The sequence below is a fragment of the Rhodoblastus sp. 17X3 genome, from assembly GCF_030056575.1.
GTDB lineage: Bacteria > Pseudomonadota > Alphaproteobacteria > Rhizobiales > Beijerinckiaceae > Rhodoblastus.
Genome location: NZ_JASHHX010000006.1, coordinates 44,145 through 59,585, shown reverse-complemented (window position 1 = coordinate 59,585; position 15,441 = coordinate 44,145). Strand labels below are relative to the sequence as shown.

16 protein-coding genes are annotated in these 15,441 nt (G+C 63.5%); 12 read left to right on the top strand and 4 right to left on the bottom strand.

Features of this window, described 5'->3' with window-relative positions; translation table 11 throughout:
- Positions 1 to 32 precede the first annotated feature (32 nt).
- From QM467_RS07875 to QM467_RS07865, 3 genes are all read left to right on the top strand, one after another.
- Complete coding sequence (locus QM467_RS07875; RefSeq protein ID WP_283365758.1) at positions 33 to 566, top strand: c-type cytochrome; 534 nt, start codon at positions 33 to 35, stop codon at positions 564 to 566.
- 380 nt (positions 567 to 946) lie between these two features.
- The gene (locus tag QM467_RS07870; protein ID WP_283365757.1) at positions 947 to 1,969 is read left to right on the top strand and encodes a calcium-binding protein; all 1,023 of its coding nucleotides are present in this window, start codon (positions 947 to 949) and stop codon (positions 1,967 to 1,969) included.
- 176 nt (positions 1,970 to 2,145) lie between these two features.
- A complete protein-coding gene (locus tag QM467_RS07865; protein WP_283365756.1) occupies positions 2,146 to 3,150 on the top strand; it encodes an alpha/beta fold hydrolase in 1,005 nt (334 codons plus the stop codon).
- An 11-nt stretch (positions 3,151 to 3,161) separates the two neighbouring features.
- Here the strand turns inward: QM467_RS07865 and QM467_RS07860 are convergent, their stop codons facing one another.
- Both QM467_RS07860 and QM467_RS07855 read right to left on the bottom strand, forming a co-directional pair.
- Positions 3,162 to 3,875, bottom strand: coding sequence for an LrgB family protein (locus tag QM467_RS07860; protein ID WP_283365755.1), 714 nt, complete (start codon positions 3,873 to 3,875; stop codon positions 3,162 to 3,164).
- Complete coding sequence (locus tag QM467_RS07855) at positions 3,856 to 4,269, bottom strand: CidA/LrgA family protein (RefSeq protein WP_283365754.1); 414 nt, start codon at positions 4,267 to 4,269, stop codon at positions 3,856 to 3,858. Before QM467_RS07855 ends, QM467_RS07860 begins: the two co-directional genes overlap by 20 nt.
- A 118-nt stretch (positions 4,270 to 4,387) precedes the next feature.
- Here QM467_RS07855 and QM467_RS07850 point away from each other — a divergent pair, with 118 nt between their 5' ends.
- The 5 genes from QM467_RS07850 to QM467_RS07830 all read left to right on the top strand — a co-directional run bounded on the left by QM467_RS07850 (position 4,388) and on the right by QM467_RS07830 (position 11,165).
- A complete protein-coding gene (locus QM467_RS07850) occupies positions 4,388 to 5,284 on the top strand; it encodes a LysR substrate-binding domain-containing protein (protein ID WP_283365753.1) in 897 nt (298 codons plus the stop codon).
- A 104-nt stretch (positions 5,285 to 5,388) separates the two neighbouring features.
- Positions 5,389 to 7,263 carry an extracellular solute-binding protein gene (locus QM467_RS07845; protein WP_283365752.1) on the top strand — a complete coding sequence of 625 codons (1,875 nt, stop codon included), beginning with the start codon at positions 5,389 to 5,391 and terminating at the stop codon, positions 7,261 to 7,263.
- Between the two features lie 55 nt (positions 7,264 to 7,318).
- Positions 7,319 to 8,419 (top strand): microcin C ABC transporter permease YejB, encoded by a 1,101-nt coding sequence (locus tag QM467_RS07840; protein WP_283365751.1) that lies wholly within the window; start codon positions 7,319 to 7,321, stop codon positions 8,417 to 8,419.
- Positions 8,419 to 9,516 (top strand): ABC transporter permease, encoded by a 1,098-nt coding sequence (locus QM467_RS07835; protein ID WP_283365750.1) that lies wholly within the window; start codon positions 8,419 to 8,421, stop codon positions 9,514 to 9,516. The genes QM467_RS07840 and QM467_RS07835 overlap by 1 nt, the downstream gene beginning before the upstream one ends.
- Positions 9,516 to 11,165, top strand: coding sequence for an ABC transporter ATP-binding protein (locus QM467_RS07830; protein WP_283365749.1), 1,650 nt, complete (start codon positions 9,516 to 9,518; stop codon positions 11,163 to 11,165). Before QM467_RS07835 ends, QM467_RS07830 begins: the two co-directional genes overlap by 1 nt.
- Here the strand turns inward: QM467_RS07830 and QM467_RS07825 are convergent.
- Complete coding sequence (locus tag QM467_RS07825; RefSeq protein WP_283365748.1) at positions 11,162 to 11,671, bottom strand: GNAT family N-acetyltransferase; 510 nt, start codon at positions 11,669 to 11,671, stop codon at positions 11,162 to 11,164. The two genes, QM467_RS07830 and QM467_RS07825, sit on opposite strands and share 4 nt — an antisense overlap.
- 47 nt (positions 11,672 to 11,718) lie before the next feature.
- Between QM467_RS07825 and QM467_RS07820 the strand changes: the two genes are divergently transcribed.
- Complete coding sequence (locus tag QM467_RS07820; RefSeq protein ID WP_283365747.1) at positions 11,719 to 12,315, top strand: alpha/beta fold hydrolase; 597 nt, start codon at positions 11,719 to 11,721, stop codon at positions 12,313 to 12,315.
- 9 nt (positions 12,316 to 12,324) lie between these two features.
- On the opposite strand, the gene QM467_RS07815 is transcribed toward QM467_RS07820, so the two are convergent.
- Entirely contained in the window at positions 12,325 to 13,293 is a 969-nt protein-coding gene (locus QM467_RS07815; protein WP_283365746.1) for a KpsF/GutQ family sugar-phosphate isomerase, read from the bottom strand.
- A gap of 177 nt (positions 13,294 to 13,470) precedes the next feature.
- Here QM467_RS07815 and QM467_RS07810 point away from each other — a divergent pair, with 177 nt between their 5' ends.
- From QM467_RS07810 to rimP, 3 genes are all read left to right on the top strand, one after another.
- Positions 13,471 to 13,827: an MmcQ/YjbR family DNA-binding protein gene (locus QM467_RS07810; protein WP_283365745.1), complete on the top strand. Its 357-nt coding sequence runs from the start codon at positions 13,471 to 13,473 to the stop codon at positions 13,825 to 13,827.
- Between the two features lie 9 nt (positions 13,828 to 13,836).
- Positions 13,837 to 14,385, top strand: coding sequence for a pyridoxamine 5'-phosphate oxidase family protein (locus tag QM467_RS07805; protein ID WP_283365744.1), 549 nt, complete (start codon positions 13,837 to 13,839; stop codon positions 14,383 to 14,385).
- Positions 14,386 to 14,561: 176 nt separating this feature from the next.
- On the top strand, positions 14,562 to 15,383 hold the full coding sequence (gene rimP / locus QM467_RS07800) for a ribosome maturation factor RimP (protein ID WP_342395109.1): 822 nt from the start codon (positions 14,562 to 14,564) through the stop codon (positions 15,381 to 15,383).
- Positions 15,384 to 15,441 lie beyond the last annotated feature (58 nt).

Here is a 15,441-nt window from a genome sequence, read left to right as displayed (position 1 = left end):
TTATCAGAGGCCGTCCCAGCGGAGATTGCGGCATGTTTCTTCTCGACTACCGTGTTTACGGGGCGCTTTTCGGCGCCATCCTGTTCGCCCTTTTCCTCGGCCTTTTCAGCAATGCGCTCGTCGTGGCCCAGCCCGCGAACCCGCCGGGCTTCGATCTCCCCAGCGGCGCCGAGCCCGCGAAGAAGGCCGCTCCGGTCGCCGCGGTCCCGCTGCCCAACCTGCTGGCCAAGGCCGACGCCGACAAGGGCAAGGCCCTCACCAAGGTTTGCGCGACCTGCCACAGCTTCGACAAGGGCGCCCCCGCCAAGGTCGGCCCCAACCTTTATGGCGTGGTGGAGCGCGCCAAGGCCAGCGAAGCCGGCTTTGGCTATTCCGACGCGCTGAAGGCCAAGGGCGGCAAATGGACCTTTGAAGATCTCGACGCCTTCATCACCAGCCCGAAGACCTTTGTCGCCGGCACCAAGATGGGCTTTGGCGGCGAGCCTGACGCCGGCAAGCGCGCCGACATCATCGTTTACCTGCGCTCGCTCTCCGACGCCCCGGTTCCGCTGCCGGCCGCGAAGTAAAATCTGCGCTAATATGAATTTCCAAGCCGGGGGCGGGAGCCTCCGGCTTTTTTCTTTGCGCCCGCAGTCGTCCTTTACGCGCATCAAATCGGCGCCTTTACTTGACATTCGCCCCGATCTGGCGGCATTCGCGCGTCCAATGCGCGGTGAGGGCGCGCCAGCGTGACGCAAGCGAGGCCGCCCGGATCTCTTCGTCGCCATTAAGGGGTAGCCGCCATATGCCCACCGGCGTACTCACAAAAGTTGCGCCACGTCCGCCTCGACGCGATGTGAAAAATCACGCACCTTAGCCAAGTGTTGTAATGCGGTTGCCTGGCCATCAGGTTTCGCTTCGGCCAGACTCGAGCACGCGTCGAGAATCCGAGAACTCGGAGACAGCGATGGCGACCTATGATCTGGACCAATGTCGCCTGGACGCGCTGCTCGATCGCACGGTGTCGCGAGCGACAGAAAACGCAATATTGGGAGCGCTGAAAGACGCCGGCCTGCTTCCGCACAAGCCGGACGCCATCGGCGGTGAAGTCCAGTTGCTTGGCGGCGCCTACACAATTCCCACATTCGATCATTTTTTCCTCGACGCCGGCAAGTCGAGTTCGATGACATTGACGTCGCACGGCGGCGTCGTCATCGCATCCGGAGACGGCGCGAATTTCATCCTCGATCAGGGACCCGGCGGCGACACGCTCATTGGCGGCGCCGGCGCTGAAAAGCTTCAGGTCACGCAGGGCGATAACGAGCTCATAGCCGGGAATGGCCTCAATACGTTGATCGGCGGGACCGGCCACGACCGTTTGGTCGGCGGCGGGGCGAGCCTGCTGGAAGCCGGATCCGGAGGCTCGACACTCATCGGCGGCGCGAATTTCGATTATTATTCCGGCGGCGATCCGGACGATCACGGCCATCAGGGGGACCGCAACGATTGGGGACAGGGGAACGAGAGCGGCCTTGGCCACGACCACACATATCAGACCATCCCGATGGACACGTTGATCGGCGGCCCCGGCGACGATCTGTTGAAGGTCCTCCACGGGGATAATGCGATTTATGCCGGCGCCGGCCGCGACACGATCTACGCCGGCGATGGCCACGACACGATCTATGGCTCGACCATGCCGAGCGCGACCGGGGCTATGGACACAATTTATCTTGGGACAGGAAACACTTCGATCCAGGGGGGCGCGGCGGGCGCCGCGACGATATATGCCGGGATGCACGGCAACGACACGATTATCGGAACTGCGGCGGGGCAAGAACTGACGGTCTATTCGGAGCAGTCGTCGCACGCGATCAAATCCACGACCGTCCAGGGCGGCGTAACGACCATCACCTTCAAGGACCATCAGAGCCTGGCGCTCGAGAATTTGACGATCCACTTCTCGAACGGGGACATATTCAAGGCCTAGCTGGCGACCCGTCCCACGCCGGTCACCTGACGGATGCGCTCGCTCCGCTGACGGCCGCGAAATGAACCAATCGTTCAGGCGAAATCCGAAGCCGGGGTTTGTCCCCGGCATTTTGTTTGCGCGAGCCGAGTTCGGCCTTATCTGTGGTCCGGGGGAGCCAGAATGCCGAGGAATATATGAAAGCCCTGCGCCATATTCTCGCCGTCGCTGCGCTGGCCCTGACCGTCGCGCCCGCCGCAGCCGAAACGTCCGCCTACGGTCCGCAGCTGGAAGGCTTCGCCTATCCTTATGCCGTGCAGCGTTTCGATTTCGAGTCGCAGGGCGAGAAATTGTCCATGGCCTATATGGACGTTGCGCCAACGGGGCCGGCCAATGGCCGCACCGCGGTGCTGCTGCATGGCAAGAATTTTTGCGCCGCGAGCTGGGAGCAGACGATAGCGGCGCTTTCAAAGGCCGGCTATCGGGTCGTCGCGCCGGACCAGATCGGCTTTTGCGCCTCGACCAAGCCCGTGCATTACCAATATTCGTTCCAGCAGCTCGCGACCAACACCCATGCGCTGCTGGCGCAGCTCGGCGTCCAGAAGCCGGCCCTGATCGCCCATTCGACGGGCGGCATGCTGGCGACGCGCTATGCGCTGATGTTTCCGGACGAGGTTTCGGGGCTGGTTCTGGTCAATCCCATCGGGCTGGAGGACTGGAAGGCCAGGGGCGTTCCCTATCGCACCGTCGATCAATGGTTTCAGCGCGAGCTGAAGCTCTCGGCCGAAAGCGTCCGGGCCTATGAACAGGCGACCTATTATGGCGGCCGCTGGAAGCCGGACTATGACAAATGGGTCGACATGCTGGCCGGCCTCAACAAGGGTCCGGGCCATGAGATCGTCGCCTGGAATTCGGCCCTGATCTACGACATGATCTTCACCCAGCCGGTCTATTACGAATTCCGCGACCTCAAGGTCCCCACGACGCTCATGATCGGCACGGCGGACACGACCGCGATTGGCGGCGACATCGCCCCGGCGGAAGTCAAAAAGCGCCTCGGCCATTACGACGTCCTGGGCAAGGAAGCCGCCGCCATGATCCCGAACGGGCGGCTGGTCGAATTTCCCGGCCTCGGCCACGCGCCCCAGATGGAGGAGCCTGAGCGCTTCCATGCGGAATTGCTGAAGGCGCTGGCGCCGTAAGATTCCCCGCCCTAGCGGAGGAAATGCGCGAGAGCCGGGGCCGCCAGCACGTTGAGCAGGCCGACCAGCACCATGACGAGGCCGGAAACGGCGCCCTCGACCTGTCCGATCTGATGGGCCTTGGCCGTGCCTGCCCCATGGGCGCCGACGCCGAACAGGGCGCCGCGCGCCAGAGCCGAGCGCAAATTCATGCGCGCCAGCAGGAACTCGCCGATGACCGCGCCGAACACGCCCGTCATGACCACGAAAATCGCCGTCAGATCGGGAATGCCGCCGATTTCGCCGGAGACCTGCATGGCGAAGGGCGTGCTCATCGAACGCGGCGTCAGGCTCAGCTGGAGGGCGCCGCTCAACCCAAGCGCGGCGGCCAGCCCCCAGCTCGTCGCCATGGCGACGAGGCTCCCGACCACCATGCCCGCGAGCAGAACCGGCCAATGGCGACGGATCAGCGCGCGCTGCTCATAGATCGGCACGGCGAAAGCGACCGTCGCGGGCCCGAGCAGCGCCAGCAGCCAGCCGGCGCTGTGGAAGTAATCGCGATAATCTTCCTTGAGGACAAGCGCCGCCACGATCAGCGCCGCCGGCGCGGCGGCCAGCGGGGTGAGCCACCATTTGGGCCATTTGCGGTAGATGCGCTTGGCCAGCAGGTAGCACGCCACCGTGGCGGCGGACCAGAACAGCATATGGACCGCCGGGTCGAGCCGACTAAGTGGCCAGTCGCTCATGTTTCTCGCTCCAACGGAAGATCAGATCGACGGTCAGGGCAGTGGCCGCCATCACCGCAATGGTGCTGAGCAGGATGACCGCCAGAATCTTGAGGCCCAGCAGGCCAAGAAATTCGCGATGGTCCAGCACGCCGAGCACAGCGGGAACGAAGAACAGCAGCATTTCGGCCAGGAACCAGTCCGCGCCGCGCTTCATGCTGAAGAGGCTGACGCCACCTGTCATCAGCAGAATGAGGGCCAGACTCATGCCGATGACGCCGCCCGGAACAGGCAGCTGAAACGCCTTCGCGATTTGCCCGCCAATGAACCACAGCGCGACAATCATCCCGATCTGCGCCAGCCGGCTGTGATGGATGAAATGACGAAAGGTGACGCGGATGCGGCGTGCGGTCATGGCTTTGTCCCTTGCGCGGCGCCTGCCTGCAAGCCCGGCTAAGACATTAGTCTATACCGCATTGCAGCATTCTGAAAATGAATTGATTGAATGAATATCATTCCATATTGGAATGTAGATGGAATTCAAGAATCTCCGCATTTTCGTCGAGGTTGTCCGCCGCCACGGCTTTACCGCCGCCGCCAACGCCCTCGGCAGCACGCAATCCGCCGTCAGCAAATCCATCCGGCAACTGGAGGATGAGGTCGGCTCGACCCTGCTCGACCGCCTCGCCCAGGGCCCGACCCTGACCGCTGTCGGAGAAGTCGTCTATCGTCGCGCGCAAAGGCTGCTGGCCGAGCGCGACGACCTTGGGGCGGAGCTCGACGCGCTGCGGGGGCTCAAGCGCGGAGTCCTGCGGCTCGGCCTGCCGCCGTTGGGCAGCGGCGTGCTGTTCGCGCCACTGTTCGCGAAGTTCCGGCAGCTTTACCCCGGCGTCGAGATCAGGCTGGCGGAACATGGCAGCGACCGGCTCGAAGAAATCCTGCGGCGCGGGGAGATCGATTTCGCCGCCTCCCTGATGCCGATCGAGGAAGATCTCGAATGGCTCGAGTTGCGGCGCGAGCCGCTGATGGCGCTGTTGCCGGCCGGCCATCCGCTGGCGGCGCGCGCCAGCCTGACCATCAAGGACCTTCACGACAGTCCGCTGCTGCTGTTCGAACGCGGCTTCGCGCTGAACAGGGTCATCGTCGCCAGCTGCCGCAGGGCCGGCTTCGAACCGAAGATCGCAGCCCTTTCCAGCCAGATCGACTTCATCGTCGAGCTGGCGGGCGCGGGCCTCGGCGTCGCCTTCCTGCCGCGCCTGCTGGACCAGCGCCGCCCGCCCGGCGGCCCGGTCGGCATCCTCCTCGACGAACCGGAAATGGACTGGCGGCTGGCTCTGGTCTGGCGCGGCGGCGCCTATCTTTCGGACGCCGCCCAGGCCTGGCTGTCCTTGTCGCGAGAGGCGTTCCACTCCGGGGACCGCCTCCCCTGACCCCTCTCGCCGCCCGCGCGCGTCCCCGGGCCGCTTGCCGCTGGCGTCCCGGCGCAAAAACGACATAATGGCCGGCGAATCTCCGCCCTCTTGTCGAGGCTTCCTTGCATCCACTCGCCCAACTTACGCTCACGAGGCGCGCCGCGCTGCTGTCCGCCGCCGCCCTGCCCCTGTTCGGCCTTCCCGTGCGCGCGGGCCAGGACCTTCCGTCGGCGGAAAACAAGGGCTGGCGCAAGACCTATGGACTGTCCTCCTTCGGCGAGCTGAACCTGCCGGAAAACTTCACGCAGTTCCCCTACGCAAAGGCGGGCGCGCCCCGAGGCGGGCAGCTGAGCATGGAGGCGGTAGCGACCTCCTATGACTCCCTCAACGGCCTGATCCTTCAGGGCAATCCCGCCACCGGCCTCTCGCTCGTCAACGACAGCCTGATGGCTGGCAGCCTCGACGAGGACAACGCGCTTTACGGCCTCGTCGCCCGCGCGGTCGAGATTTCGCCCGACAGGCGCCAATATCGCTTCCACCTCCGGCCCGAGGCGCGCTTCCATGACCAGTCGCCGCTGACGGCCAAGGATGTCGCTTTTTCGCTGCTGATCCTGCGGGAAAAAGGCCATCCGCTGATCCGGCAATTGCTGCGCGATCTGGAAAACGCCGTCGCCGAGGCCGACGACGTCGTGCTCGTGAGTCTGCGCGAGGGTTTTGGGCGCGATTCGATCCTGAACATCGCCGGCCAGCCGATCCTCTCCGCGGCCTATTACAAGGCGCATAATTTCGAACGGTCCGGCATGGAGCCGCCGCTCGGCTCCGGCGCCTACAAGATCGGGGCCTTCGAACAGGGCCGCTATATCGCCTATGACCGCGTGCCGGATTATTGGGCCAAGGACTTGGCCGTCAATGTCGGCCAGAACAATTTCGACCGCATCCGCTATGATTATTTCGGCGAGCGCGCGGTCGGCTTCGAGGCTTTCAAATCGGGGACCGTGAACCTGCATGAATCCGCGACCGCCTCGGAATGGGCGACGGGCTATGACTTCCCCGCCATGCGCGACGGCCGCGTCGTCAAGATGGAGATCCCGGACCGGCGCAGCCCCGGCTTCCAGGGCTTTTTCTTCAATCTGCGGCGGCCGGTCTTCAAGGATTCGCGGGTGCGCGAGGCGCTCGGATGCTGCCTCGATTTCGAATGGGACAACCGCAACCTGTTCTATGGCGCCTACAAGCGCACCGTGAGCTATTTCGAAAATACCGACATGATGGCGGTGGGCCTGCCCTCGCCGGAAGAACTCGCCATTCTGGAGCCCTTGCGCGCAAAAGTGCCGGCCGACGTGTTCGGCCCGCCCTTCATTCCGCCCGTCTCCGACGGTTCGGGCCAGGACCGCGCCCTGCTGCAACGCGCCAACAATCTGCTTAAGGAAGCAGGCTGCCGGCGCGAGGGCTCGCAATTGCTGCTGCCCGACGGGACGCCGCTCGCCTTCGAAGTGCTGGAATTTTCCAACGCCTTCGACAAGGTCGTCCAACCCATGTTCAAGAACATGAAGCTTCTCGGCATCGATCCGCGCCTGCGCGCGGTGGATTCCGCCCAGTACAAGCAGCGCATCGACAATTTCGATTTCGACGTGGTCATCGACCGCAAGATGATCGGCGGCGTGCCGGGCGACGAATTGCTCGCCTATTTCGGCTCGCAGTCCGGCAAGACGCCGGGCGGCCTGAATCTGGCGGGCATCGACGATTCCGCCGTGGACATCCTGATCGACAAGGCGCTCAAGGCGCAGTCGCGCGCCGAACTGGTGGTGGTCTGCCGCGTGCTCGACCGCGTGCTGCGCGCGGGTCATTACTGGATTCCGAACTGGTTCTCGCCCAACCGGCGCATCGCCGCCTGGGATGTGTTCGGCCGGCCCGAGGCGGTTCCCAAGCTCGACCTCGGCATTTCATCCCTATGGTGGTGGGACGCCGAAAAAGCCGCGGCGGTGAAGGCCAAGTCATGAAATCCAAATCATGAAACCCAAATCATGAAACCTAAGTCATGATGGCCAGGTCCTGATGGCCTTTTACATCGCTCGCCGCATCTTGCTGATGATCCCGACCCTGTTCGGGATTCTCGCTCTGTCCTTTCTCATCGTGCAATTCGCTCCCGGCGGGCCGGTGGAGCGCGTGCTGGCGCAGATGCAGGGCCAGGATTCCGGCGCCACCTCGCGCTTCGGCGGCGGCAACAGCGCCATCGCCGCCGGGCGGGGCGGCGCGGCGTCGGAATTCTCCGGCAAATATCGCGGCGCGCAGGGCCTAGATCCCAAATTCATCGCCGAGCTGGAAAAGCAGTTCGGCTTCGACAAGCCGCCGCTCGAACGCTTCTGGCTGATGATCCGCAATTATGCGGTGTTCGACTTCGGCCGCTCCTATTTCCGCGACGCGCCGGTGTTGCAACTGATCAACGAAAAGCTGCCGGTCTCCATGTCGCTCGGCCTTTGGATGACCTTCCTCTCCTACATCATCTCGATTCCGCTCGGCATCGCCAAGGCGCAGCGCGAGGGCGAGCCCTTCGACACCTGGACGTCCGCCGTCATCATCATTGGCTACGCCATCCCGAGCTTTCTGTTCGCCATCCTGCTGATCGTGCTGTTTGCGGGCGGCTCGTTCTGGCAGTTCTTCCCGCTGCGCGGCCTGACCTCGGACGGCTTCGCAGACCTCAGCCTGTTCGGGAAGATCAAGGATTATCTCTGGCACATCGTGCTGCCGGTCTCGGCCCTGACGCTCGGCGCCTTCGCCACCACGACCTTTCTGACCAAGAACGCCTTCATCGACGAAATCCGCAAACAATATGTCGTCACGGCGCGGATGAAGGGCCTGACCGAGCGGCGCGTGCTCTATGGCCATGTTTTCCGCAACGCCATGCTGATCGTGATTTCCGGCTTTCCCGGCGCCTTCATCTCGGCCTTTTTCACCGGCTCGCTTCTGATAGAGACGATCTTCTCGCTCGACGGCTTGGGTCTGCTGTCTTTCGAGTCCACCCTCAACCGCGACTATCCGGTGGTGTTCGCCAATCTCTACATTTTCGCCTTGCTGGGTCTCGCCATCAATCTGCTCTCCGACCTGACCTATGCATGGATCGATCCGCGCATCGATTTCGAGACGCGGGAGACGTGATGTTTTCGCTCACGCCGCTCAGCCGCCGCCGCCTCGAAGTCTTCAAGCGCAACAGGCGCGGCTTCTTCGCATTCTGGATCTTCATCATCGCTTTCGTCGCCTCGCTCGGCGCCGAATTCATCGCCAATGACAAGCCGATCCTCGTCTCCTACAACGGCGAACTGCTGTTCCCGGCGCTGTTCGATTATCCGGAAGACAAATTCGGCGGCTTCCTCGCCGAGACCGATTACCGCGACCCGGTTATCTTCAAGGAAATCGAGGCCCATGGCTGGATGCTGTGGCCGCCGATCCGCTATTCCTACAACACACATAACCTCGCTTTGCCCACGCCCGCGCCGTCGCCGCCAACCTGGTCGCTGACCAATGAGCAGTGTTCTCACGGCAAGACTTTCAGCGGCGAGCCTGCGCAGAATTGCAGCCAGATCGAGTGGAACTGGCTCGGCACCGACGACCAGGGCCGCGACGTCGTGGCGCGGCTGATCTACGGCTTCCGAATTTCCGTGCTGTTCGGCCTGCTGCTCGCCGGCATTTCCTCTTTCGTCGGCGTCGCCGCCGGGGCGATCCAGGGCTATTTCGGCGGCTGGACCGACCTGATCTTCCAGCGATTCATCGAAATCTGGTCGTCGCTGCCGAGCCTCTATCTGCTCATCATATTGTCGGCCATCGTGACGCCGAGCTTCTTCGTGCTGCTGTTCATCCTGCTCGCCTTTTCCTGGGTCAATCTGGTCCATGTCGTGCGCGCGGAATTCTTGCGAGCGCGGAATTTCGATTATGTGCGCGCGGCGCGGGCGCTCGGCCTGTCCAATCGCAAGATCATGGTCAAGCATGTGCTGCCCAACGCCATGGTGGCGACGCTGACCTTCCTGCCCTTCATCCTCAATTCCTCGATCACCACGCTGACCTCGCTGGACTTTCTTGGCTTCGGCCTGCCGCCCGGCTCGCCTTCGCTGGGCGAGCTGCTGTTGCAGGGCAAGAGCAATCTGCAAGCGCCCTGGCTTGGCCTGTCGGGCTTCGCGGTGATCGCCGTCACGCTGTCGCTGCTGGTCTTCACCGGCGAAGCCCTGCGCGACGCCTTCGATCCGAGAAAGGGCTTTTGATGGCCCTGAACGAAAGCGACGCGCCGCTGCTTGAAATTGAAAACCTGAGCGTCGGCTTCGGGCCCACGGGCGGGGAATCGCGCGCGGTCGAGAACGCCTCGCTGCGGCTCGAACGCGGAAAAACTCTGGGGCTGGTCGGGGAATCCGGCTCCGGCAAATCGGTCACCGCGCTCGCCATCGTGCGCCTGCTGGCGCCGGGCGCGAAAATCCTCGGCGGCTCGATCCGCTTTCAGGGCCGCGAGCTCATCGGCGCCGACGAATCCGTGCTGCGGGAAATCCGCGGCGCGCGGATCGGCATGGTGTTCCAGGAACCGATGACCTCGCTCAATCCGCTGCACCGGATCGAGAAGCAGATCGGCGAAATTCTCGAAATCCACGGCATGTTTTCGCGCGACAAGCGCCGAGCCCGGACGCTGGAGCTGCTGCGCGAGGTCGGGCTGCAAAACGCCGAGCAACGGCTCGACGCCTTTCCCCATGAATTGTCCGGCGGCCAGCGCCAGCGCGTGATGATCGCCATGGCGCTCGCCAACTGCCCCGACCTGCTGATCGCCGACGAGCCGACCACCGCGCTGGACGTGACGGTGCAGGCCCAGATCCTGACCCTGCTGCGCGATCTTCAGGCGCGCTATGGCATGGCGATCCTGTTCATCACCCATGATCTCGGCATTGTCCGGCGCATGGCCGACAACGTCGCGGTGATGAAACAGGGCGCCATTGTCGAGACCGGCGCGACAGCGGAACTGTTCCGCGCGCCCCGGCATGAGTACACCAAAATGCTGCTCGCCGCCGAACCCAAGGGCGCCGCGCCCCCGGCCAATCCCAACGCCCCAGAAGTGCTGGCGACGCAGGATCTGCGGGTCTGGTTTCCGATCAAGAAAGGTTTCTTTCGCCGCGCCAGCGCCTATGTCAAAGCGGTGGACGGCGTGTCGCTGGCCCTGCGCAAGGGCCAGACGCTGGCTCTGGTCGGCGAGTCCGGCTCCGGCAAGACCACGCTCGGGCTGGCGCTGCTGCGCCTGATCCGCTCGGAAGGGCCGATCCTCTATCTCGGCCAGGGCATCGACGGCTTTTCCGCGCGCCAGATGCGGCCCCTGCGCAAGGCCTTGCAGGTCGTGTTTCAGGACCCCTATGGCTCGCTGTCGCCGCGCATGTCGGTGGGCGAAATCGTCGAGGAAGGCCTGCTGATTCAGGACAAGGGGCTTTCGGCGGCGGAGCGCCGGGCCGTCGTCGCCCGCGCCCTGACGGACACAGGCATCGATCCGGCGACCATGGACCGCTATCCGCATGAATTTTCCGGCGGCCAGCGCCAGCGCATCGCCATCGCCCGCGCCCTTGCGCTCGATCCCGAAATCATCGTGCTCGACGAGCCGACCTCGGCGCTCGACCGCTCCGTGCAGGCGCAGATCGTCGATCTGCTGCGCGACCTGCAAGTCCGTCGCAACCTGTCCTATCTGTTCATCAGCCACGATCTGAAAGTGGTGAAGGCGCTGGCCTCGCAGATCGCTGTAATGCGCGACGGCAAGATCGTCGAACAGGGCTCGGCAGCGGAGATTTTCGCCAATCCGCGGGAAAAATATACGCAGGAACTGTTCGCCGCGGCGTTCGACCTCGACGAGGCCGGAATGAGCGCCACCGCTCGGGCACAGACCTAAAGCTGGGTCTTGAGCTTACGTCCGCCTGAAATGACGAAATCTTCCCGTTCGTAAAACGCCAGTGTTTGATCGAACGTAGGGAGCGGCGGCGTGGTTACCTCCAGACGGCTCCAACCGTGTTCCCGGCCATGGGTTTTAGCCTGCGCCAATAAAATTCGGCCTAAGGAATGCGAGCGATAGAGCGGACGAACATAGAATTCCGCAATGGTCCCGAAACGGCCATTTGCATAAAGAGCGCGGGATTCGTTCAGAGAGATGAATCCCGCCAAATCCCCGTTTCTTGTTTCGGCAACAAAAACGGTGAAACTGTCTTCACGCAGAAAATCGGCCAATAACGCCTCGGTTTGCTCAAGATCAAAATCGAAGGCGGGCGGAGCCGAGCGCTCGACGATTTCGGAAAGCAGCGCTCCGACCATGCTAGCGATGTCACGCACGTCGGCCAAATCGGCCTTCCTGACCAGAAAATTCCGCGTCACACTTTTTTCCTTGCGTTCCACGTCAGTCACGCACATCCGTTTGCTGTCGGATTTTTTTGTTCTGCCATAGCTGCGCTATGAAAACGATTTTTCTTCCCGGCGCAGGAGGAAGCGCCGCTTTCTGGCGCCCTGTCTCGGAACGGCTTCCAGGCGGAAGCAAAGTCCATCTGGCATGGCCGGGTCTCGGGAACGAGCCGCCCTCGCCAAAGGTGCGCGGCTTCGACGACCTCGTCGCAATGGCTTTGGCTGAACTCGATCAACCCTCAAATCTCGTCGCACAATCCATGGGCGGGCTTGTCGCCGTTCATTGCGCTTTGCAGGCGCCGGAGAGAATCCGCCGCCTCGTTCTTGTAGCGACATCTGCCGGCGTAAGCCTCAACAATCTCGGCGCGTCGGATTGGCGACCGGAATATTTCGAGGCATTCCCAGCCGCCGCCAAGTGGATCGCCGAGGTCAGCGAGGACCTGTCGTCGGAACTTCCGCTGATCGAAATCCCGACGCTCTTGATCTGGGGCGACAGAGATCCGATCAGTCCGCTCGCCATAGGCCAAAAGCTGCGCAAGCTGCTGCCTCACGCCAGATTGCATGTCGTCGAAGGCGGCGACCATGATCTTGCGATCCAACACGCCGATGACGTCGCGCGGGCCATCCGCACCCATCTCGACGCGACGTAAAAGTTCCGATTACGCGACGCCGGCGCGCAGAAGATCGTGAATGTGCAGGATGCCGGCAGGCTTGCCTTCATCGAGGATGAACAGCACCGTGATCTTCCTGCGGTTCATCACTTCCAGCGCCGAGGAGGCGAGCGAGCCGAGCGGCGCGGTGAGCGGCGCGCGGGTCATGATCCTGGCCGGCGGCTGGTCCTGCATCCGGTCGGTCCAGTGACGGCGCAGGTCGCCATCGGTGATAATGCCCGCGAGGCGCCCCTCGCCGTCCACCAGCCCGACGCAGCCGAACCTCTTGCCGGTCATGGTGAGGATGACGTCGCTCATGGAGGCCTGTTCCGGCAGCAGCGGCATGTCCGCGCCTGCGTGCATCAGGTCGTCCACCTTGTGAAGGCGCGAGCCGAGCTTGCCGCCGGGATGAAACTGGCGGAAATCCTGCGCCGAAAAGCCGCGATCCTCGATTAGCGCCACTGCGAGCGCATCGCCGAGCACGAGCTGGATGGTGGTGGAGGTCGTCGGCGCCAGGCCATTGGGGCAGGCTTCCTCGACCAGCGGGAGCTCCAGCAGGATATCGGCGGCGCGGCCGAGCGCGCTGTCGCGTCGGGAGGCGGCGGCGATCAGGGGGATGGCGAATCGCTTGGAATATTCGATCAGATCGGCGAGCTCCGCCGTCTCGCCCGACCAGGAAAAGGCCAGCACGACATCATCCGCCGTCACCATGCCGAGATCGCCATGGCTCGCCTCGGCGGGATGCAGGAAAAAGGCGGGCGTGCCGGTGGAGGCCAGAGTCGCGGCGACCTTGCGTCCGATATGGCCGCTCTTGCCCATGCCGCTGACGATGACTTTTCCACGCGCCGCCTTGATCGTTGCGATCGCTTTTTCCAGCGCCTCGCCCAATTCGCCGTCGAGCGCCGCACGCAATTTCGCGACGCCGGCCTCTTCGATTTCGACGCTTCTCCGGGCGGCTTCGAGCGCGACGCGATTCATGTCATCCCCTATTGTGCGGGCGAAATCCCTATAACATCGCCGCCAAGACGGCAATGTCGGGAGAATATACGCCCTCGCTCGGACCGCCGGTCCGAGCGAGGGCGTCAGGAACGAAGTGACGCCGAGCTCATGCGAGGGGTTGTCGGCTGCGCCAATTCGTGGTCGACAAAAAGGAAAATGACCTACGAAGAATATAACGCCTTCTGCGCCAGCCTGCCCGCGACGACCTATGTCATGCAATGGGGCGGCTCGCATGTCTGGAAAGTCGGCGGCAGGGTGTTCTGCATCGGCGGCGGGACCGACGACGCTCCGGCTTATTCCTTCAAGGTCAGCGACATCGCCTTCATGATCCTGCCGGAGCAGGACGGTTTTCGTCCCGCGCCCTATCTCGCCTCGCGCGGGCTGAAATGGATCGAGGCGGCGGACGAGGTTGACGGCGACGAATTGCGCGAACTGATCCAGGCGTCCTATCGTCTGGTCATCGGCGGCCTGAGCCGCAGGAAACGGCGGGAACTGGGACTCGAAGACATTTAGGAACGACAAATGGCCAAGAGGCATGACGAGATCGACGCGAATCTGAAAGATTTCATCGACGCCCAAAAGATTTTTTTCGTCGCCACAGCCGGGCCGGGGGGCCGGGTCAATCTCAGCCCCAAGGGGCTCGACGGAACCTTCGCGGTGATCGGCCCGCGCCGCGTCGCCTTTCTCAACCTGACCGGCAGCGGCAACGAGACCGCCGCGCATCTGCGTCTCAACGACCGCATCACCTTGATGTTCTGCGCCTTTACCGGCGCGCCGAATCTTCTGCGGCTTTACGGAAAAGGCAGGACCGTCGGCGCCGGCCGCCCCGGCTTTGACGAATTGGCAGGCCATTTCGCCGATCTGCCGGGCGCGAGGCAGATCGTCGATGTCGCCGTCGAGGACATCATCACATCTTGCGGCTTCGGCGTGCCCTTGATGGAGTTCGCCGGCCAGCGCGACACCCTGGTCAAATGGGCGGAAAAGAAGGGCGAGGACGGCATAAGCGCCTATTGGCGGGAGAAGAACGCGCTGAGCTTCGACGGCTTGCCCACAGGCCTGCTCGACGATTGAGGTTCTCGCGCGGCCTTGCGCCAAGGCGGCCTTTGGACTATATAGCGATCAGTCAGCATCTTCGTCATGGCCTGTGAGGGCCGCGCGGGAGTGGGGCCCAGGCGGGACCCGCTCTTTTTTGTTTTATCCGGCTTGTTTGTTATTTCCGACTTGCCGGACCCATTCGGAAGAACCATTTGAACCGAACGCAGGACTCAGGCGCCCAAATCGCGCAGGAACCCGACGCGCCGCTCCAGACCGTGGATGCGCCGCTTGATGAGCCGCGCTTCGTCGAAGAGACCGGCGTCGCCGCGCGGATCGCCGCGCTGAGCGAGCGAGTGCTGAATTCGATGGGCTACCGCCTGGTGCGCGTGAAGGTCATGTCGGGACAGGGAACCACCGTCCAGATCATGGCGGAGCGGCCCGACGGCACGCTGACCATTGACGATTGCGAAGAGATCCACGACGCCTTGTCGCCGGTCATCGACGTCGAAGATCCGATCAAGCAGGCCTATCGGCTGGAAATTTCCTCGCCGGGCCTCGACCGCCCGCTGGTGCGCGCCTCGGATTTCCGCCGCGCGCTCGGCAAGGAAGCCCGCATCGAGCTGGCCCACGCCCATGCGAGCGGCCGCAAGCGTTTTCGCGGGCCGATCCGCGCCGTCGAGGGCGAGGGGTGGGATTGCGTCCTGACCATCGAGAGGCCCGACGCCGGCCCCGACGAGGAAAAGCTGCCGAAACTGGCCCTGCGCGACCTCGACGAGGCCAAGCTGGTGCTCACCGAGGCGCTGATCCGTGAATCCCTGCGCGCCGCCAAGGCCTTGGCCCAGGGCGATCGCGGATCCGAGGGCGAGGACGGCCTGGAGGGCGCCGCGCCGCAGGAAACCGCAGCGGCGCCGCGCAAAAAAGGCTTCGGCGCGAGCACGAAATCGAAACCCGTCCTGCCTGCTGGCGTACGGGCGCAATTCAAAAAAGGCGGCGGCGGCAAGAACCCTTCAGTCCGCCGTCCGCAAGGAAAATAAAGGCCGGCGGCGCCCTGCGCCGCCCGTCAGGCAAATAACGACTTATCAGGAGAGCACC

Coding starts and splice junctions, on each gene's coding strand:
- QM467_RS07875 (WP_283365758.1), top strand. CDS start 33: ATGTTTCTTCTCGACTACCGTGTTTACGGGGCGCTTTTCGGCGCCATC.
- QM467_RS07870 (WP_283365757.1), top strand. CDS start 947: ATGGCGACCTATGATCTGGACCAATGTCGCCTGGACGCGCTGCTCGAT.
- QM467_RS07865 (WP_283365756.1), top strand. CDS start 2,146: ATGAAAGCCCTGCGCCATATTCTCGCCGTCGCTGCGCTGGCCCTGACC.
- QM467_RS07860 (WP_283365755.1), bottom strand. CDS start 3,875: ATGAGCGACTGGCCACTTAGTCGGCTCGACCCGGCGGTCCATATGCTG.
- QM467_RS07855 (WP_283365754.1), bottom strand. CDS start 4,269: ATGACCGCACGCCGCATCCGCGTCACCTTTCGTCATTTCATCCATCAC.
- QM467_RS07850 (WP_283365753.1), top strand. CDS start 4,388: ATGGAATTCAAGAATCTCCGCATTTTCGTCGAGGTTGTCCGCCGCCAC.
- QM467_RS07840 (WP_283365751.1), top strand. CDS start 7,319: ATGGCCTTTTACATCGCTCGCCGCATCTTGCTGATGATCCCGACCCTG.
- QM467_RS07835 (WP_283365750.1), top strand. CDS start 8,419: ATGTTTTCGCTCACGCCGCTCAGCCGCCGCCGCCTCGAAGTCTTCAAG.
- QM467_RS07830 (WP_283365749.1), top strand. CDS start 9,516: ATGGCCCTGAACGAAAGCGACGCGCCGCTGCTTGAAATTGAAAACCTG.
- QM467_RS07820 (WP_283365747.1), top strand. CDS start 11,719: ATGAAAACGATTTTTCTTCCCGGCGCAGGAGGAAGCGCCGCTTTCTGG.
- QM467_RS07815 (WP_283365746.1), bottom strand. CDS start 13,293: ATGAATCGCGTCGCGCTCGAAGCCGCCCGGAGAAGCGTCGAAATCGAA.
- QM467_RS07810 (WP_283365745.1), top strand. CDS start 13,471: ATGACCTACGAAGAATATAACGCCTTCTGCGCCAGCCTGCCCGCGACG.
- QM467_RS07805 (WP_283365744.1), top strand. CDS start 13,837: ATGGCCAAGAGGCATGACGAGATCGACGCGAATCTGAAAGATTTCATC.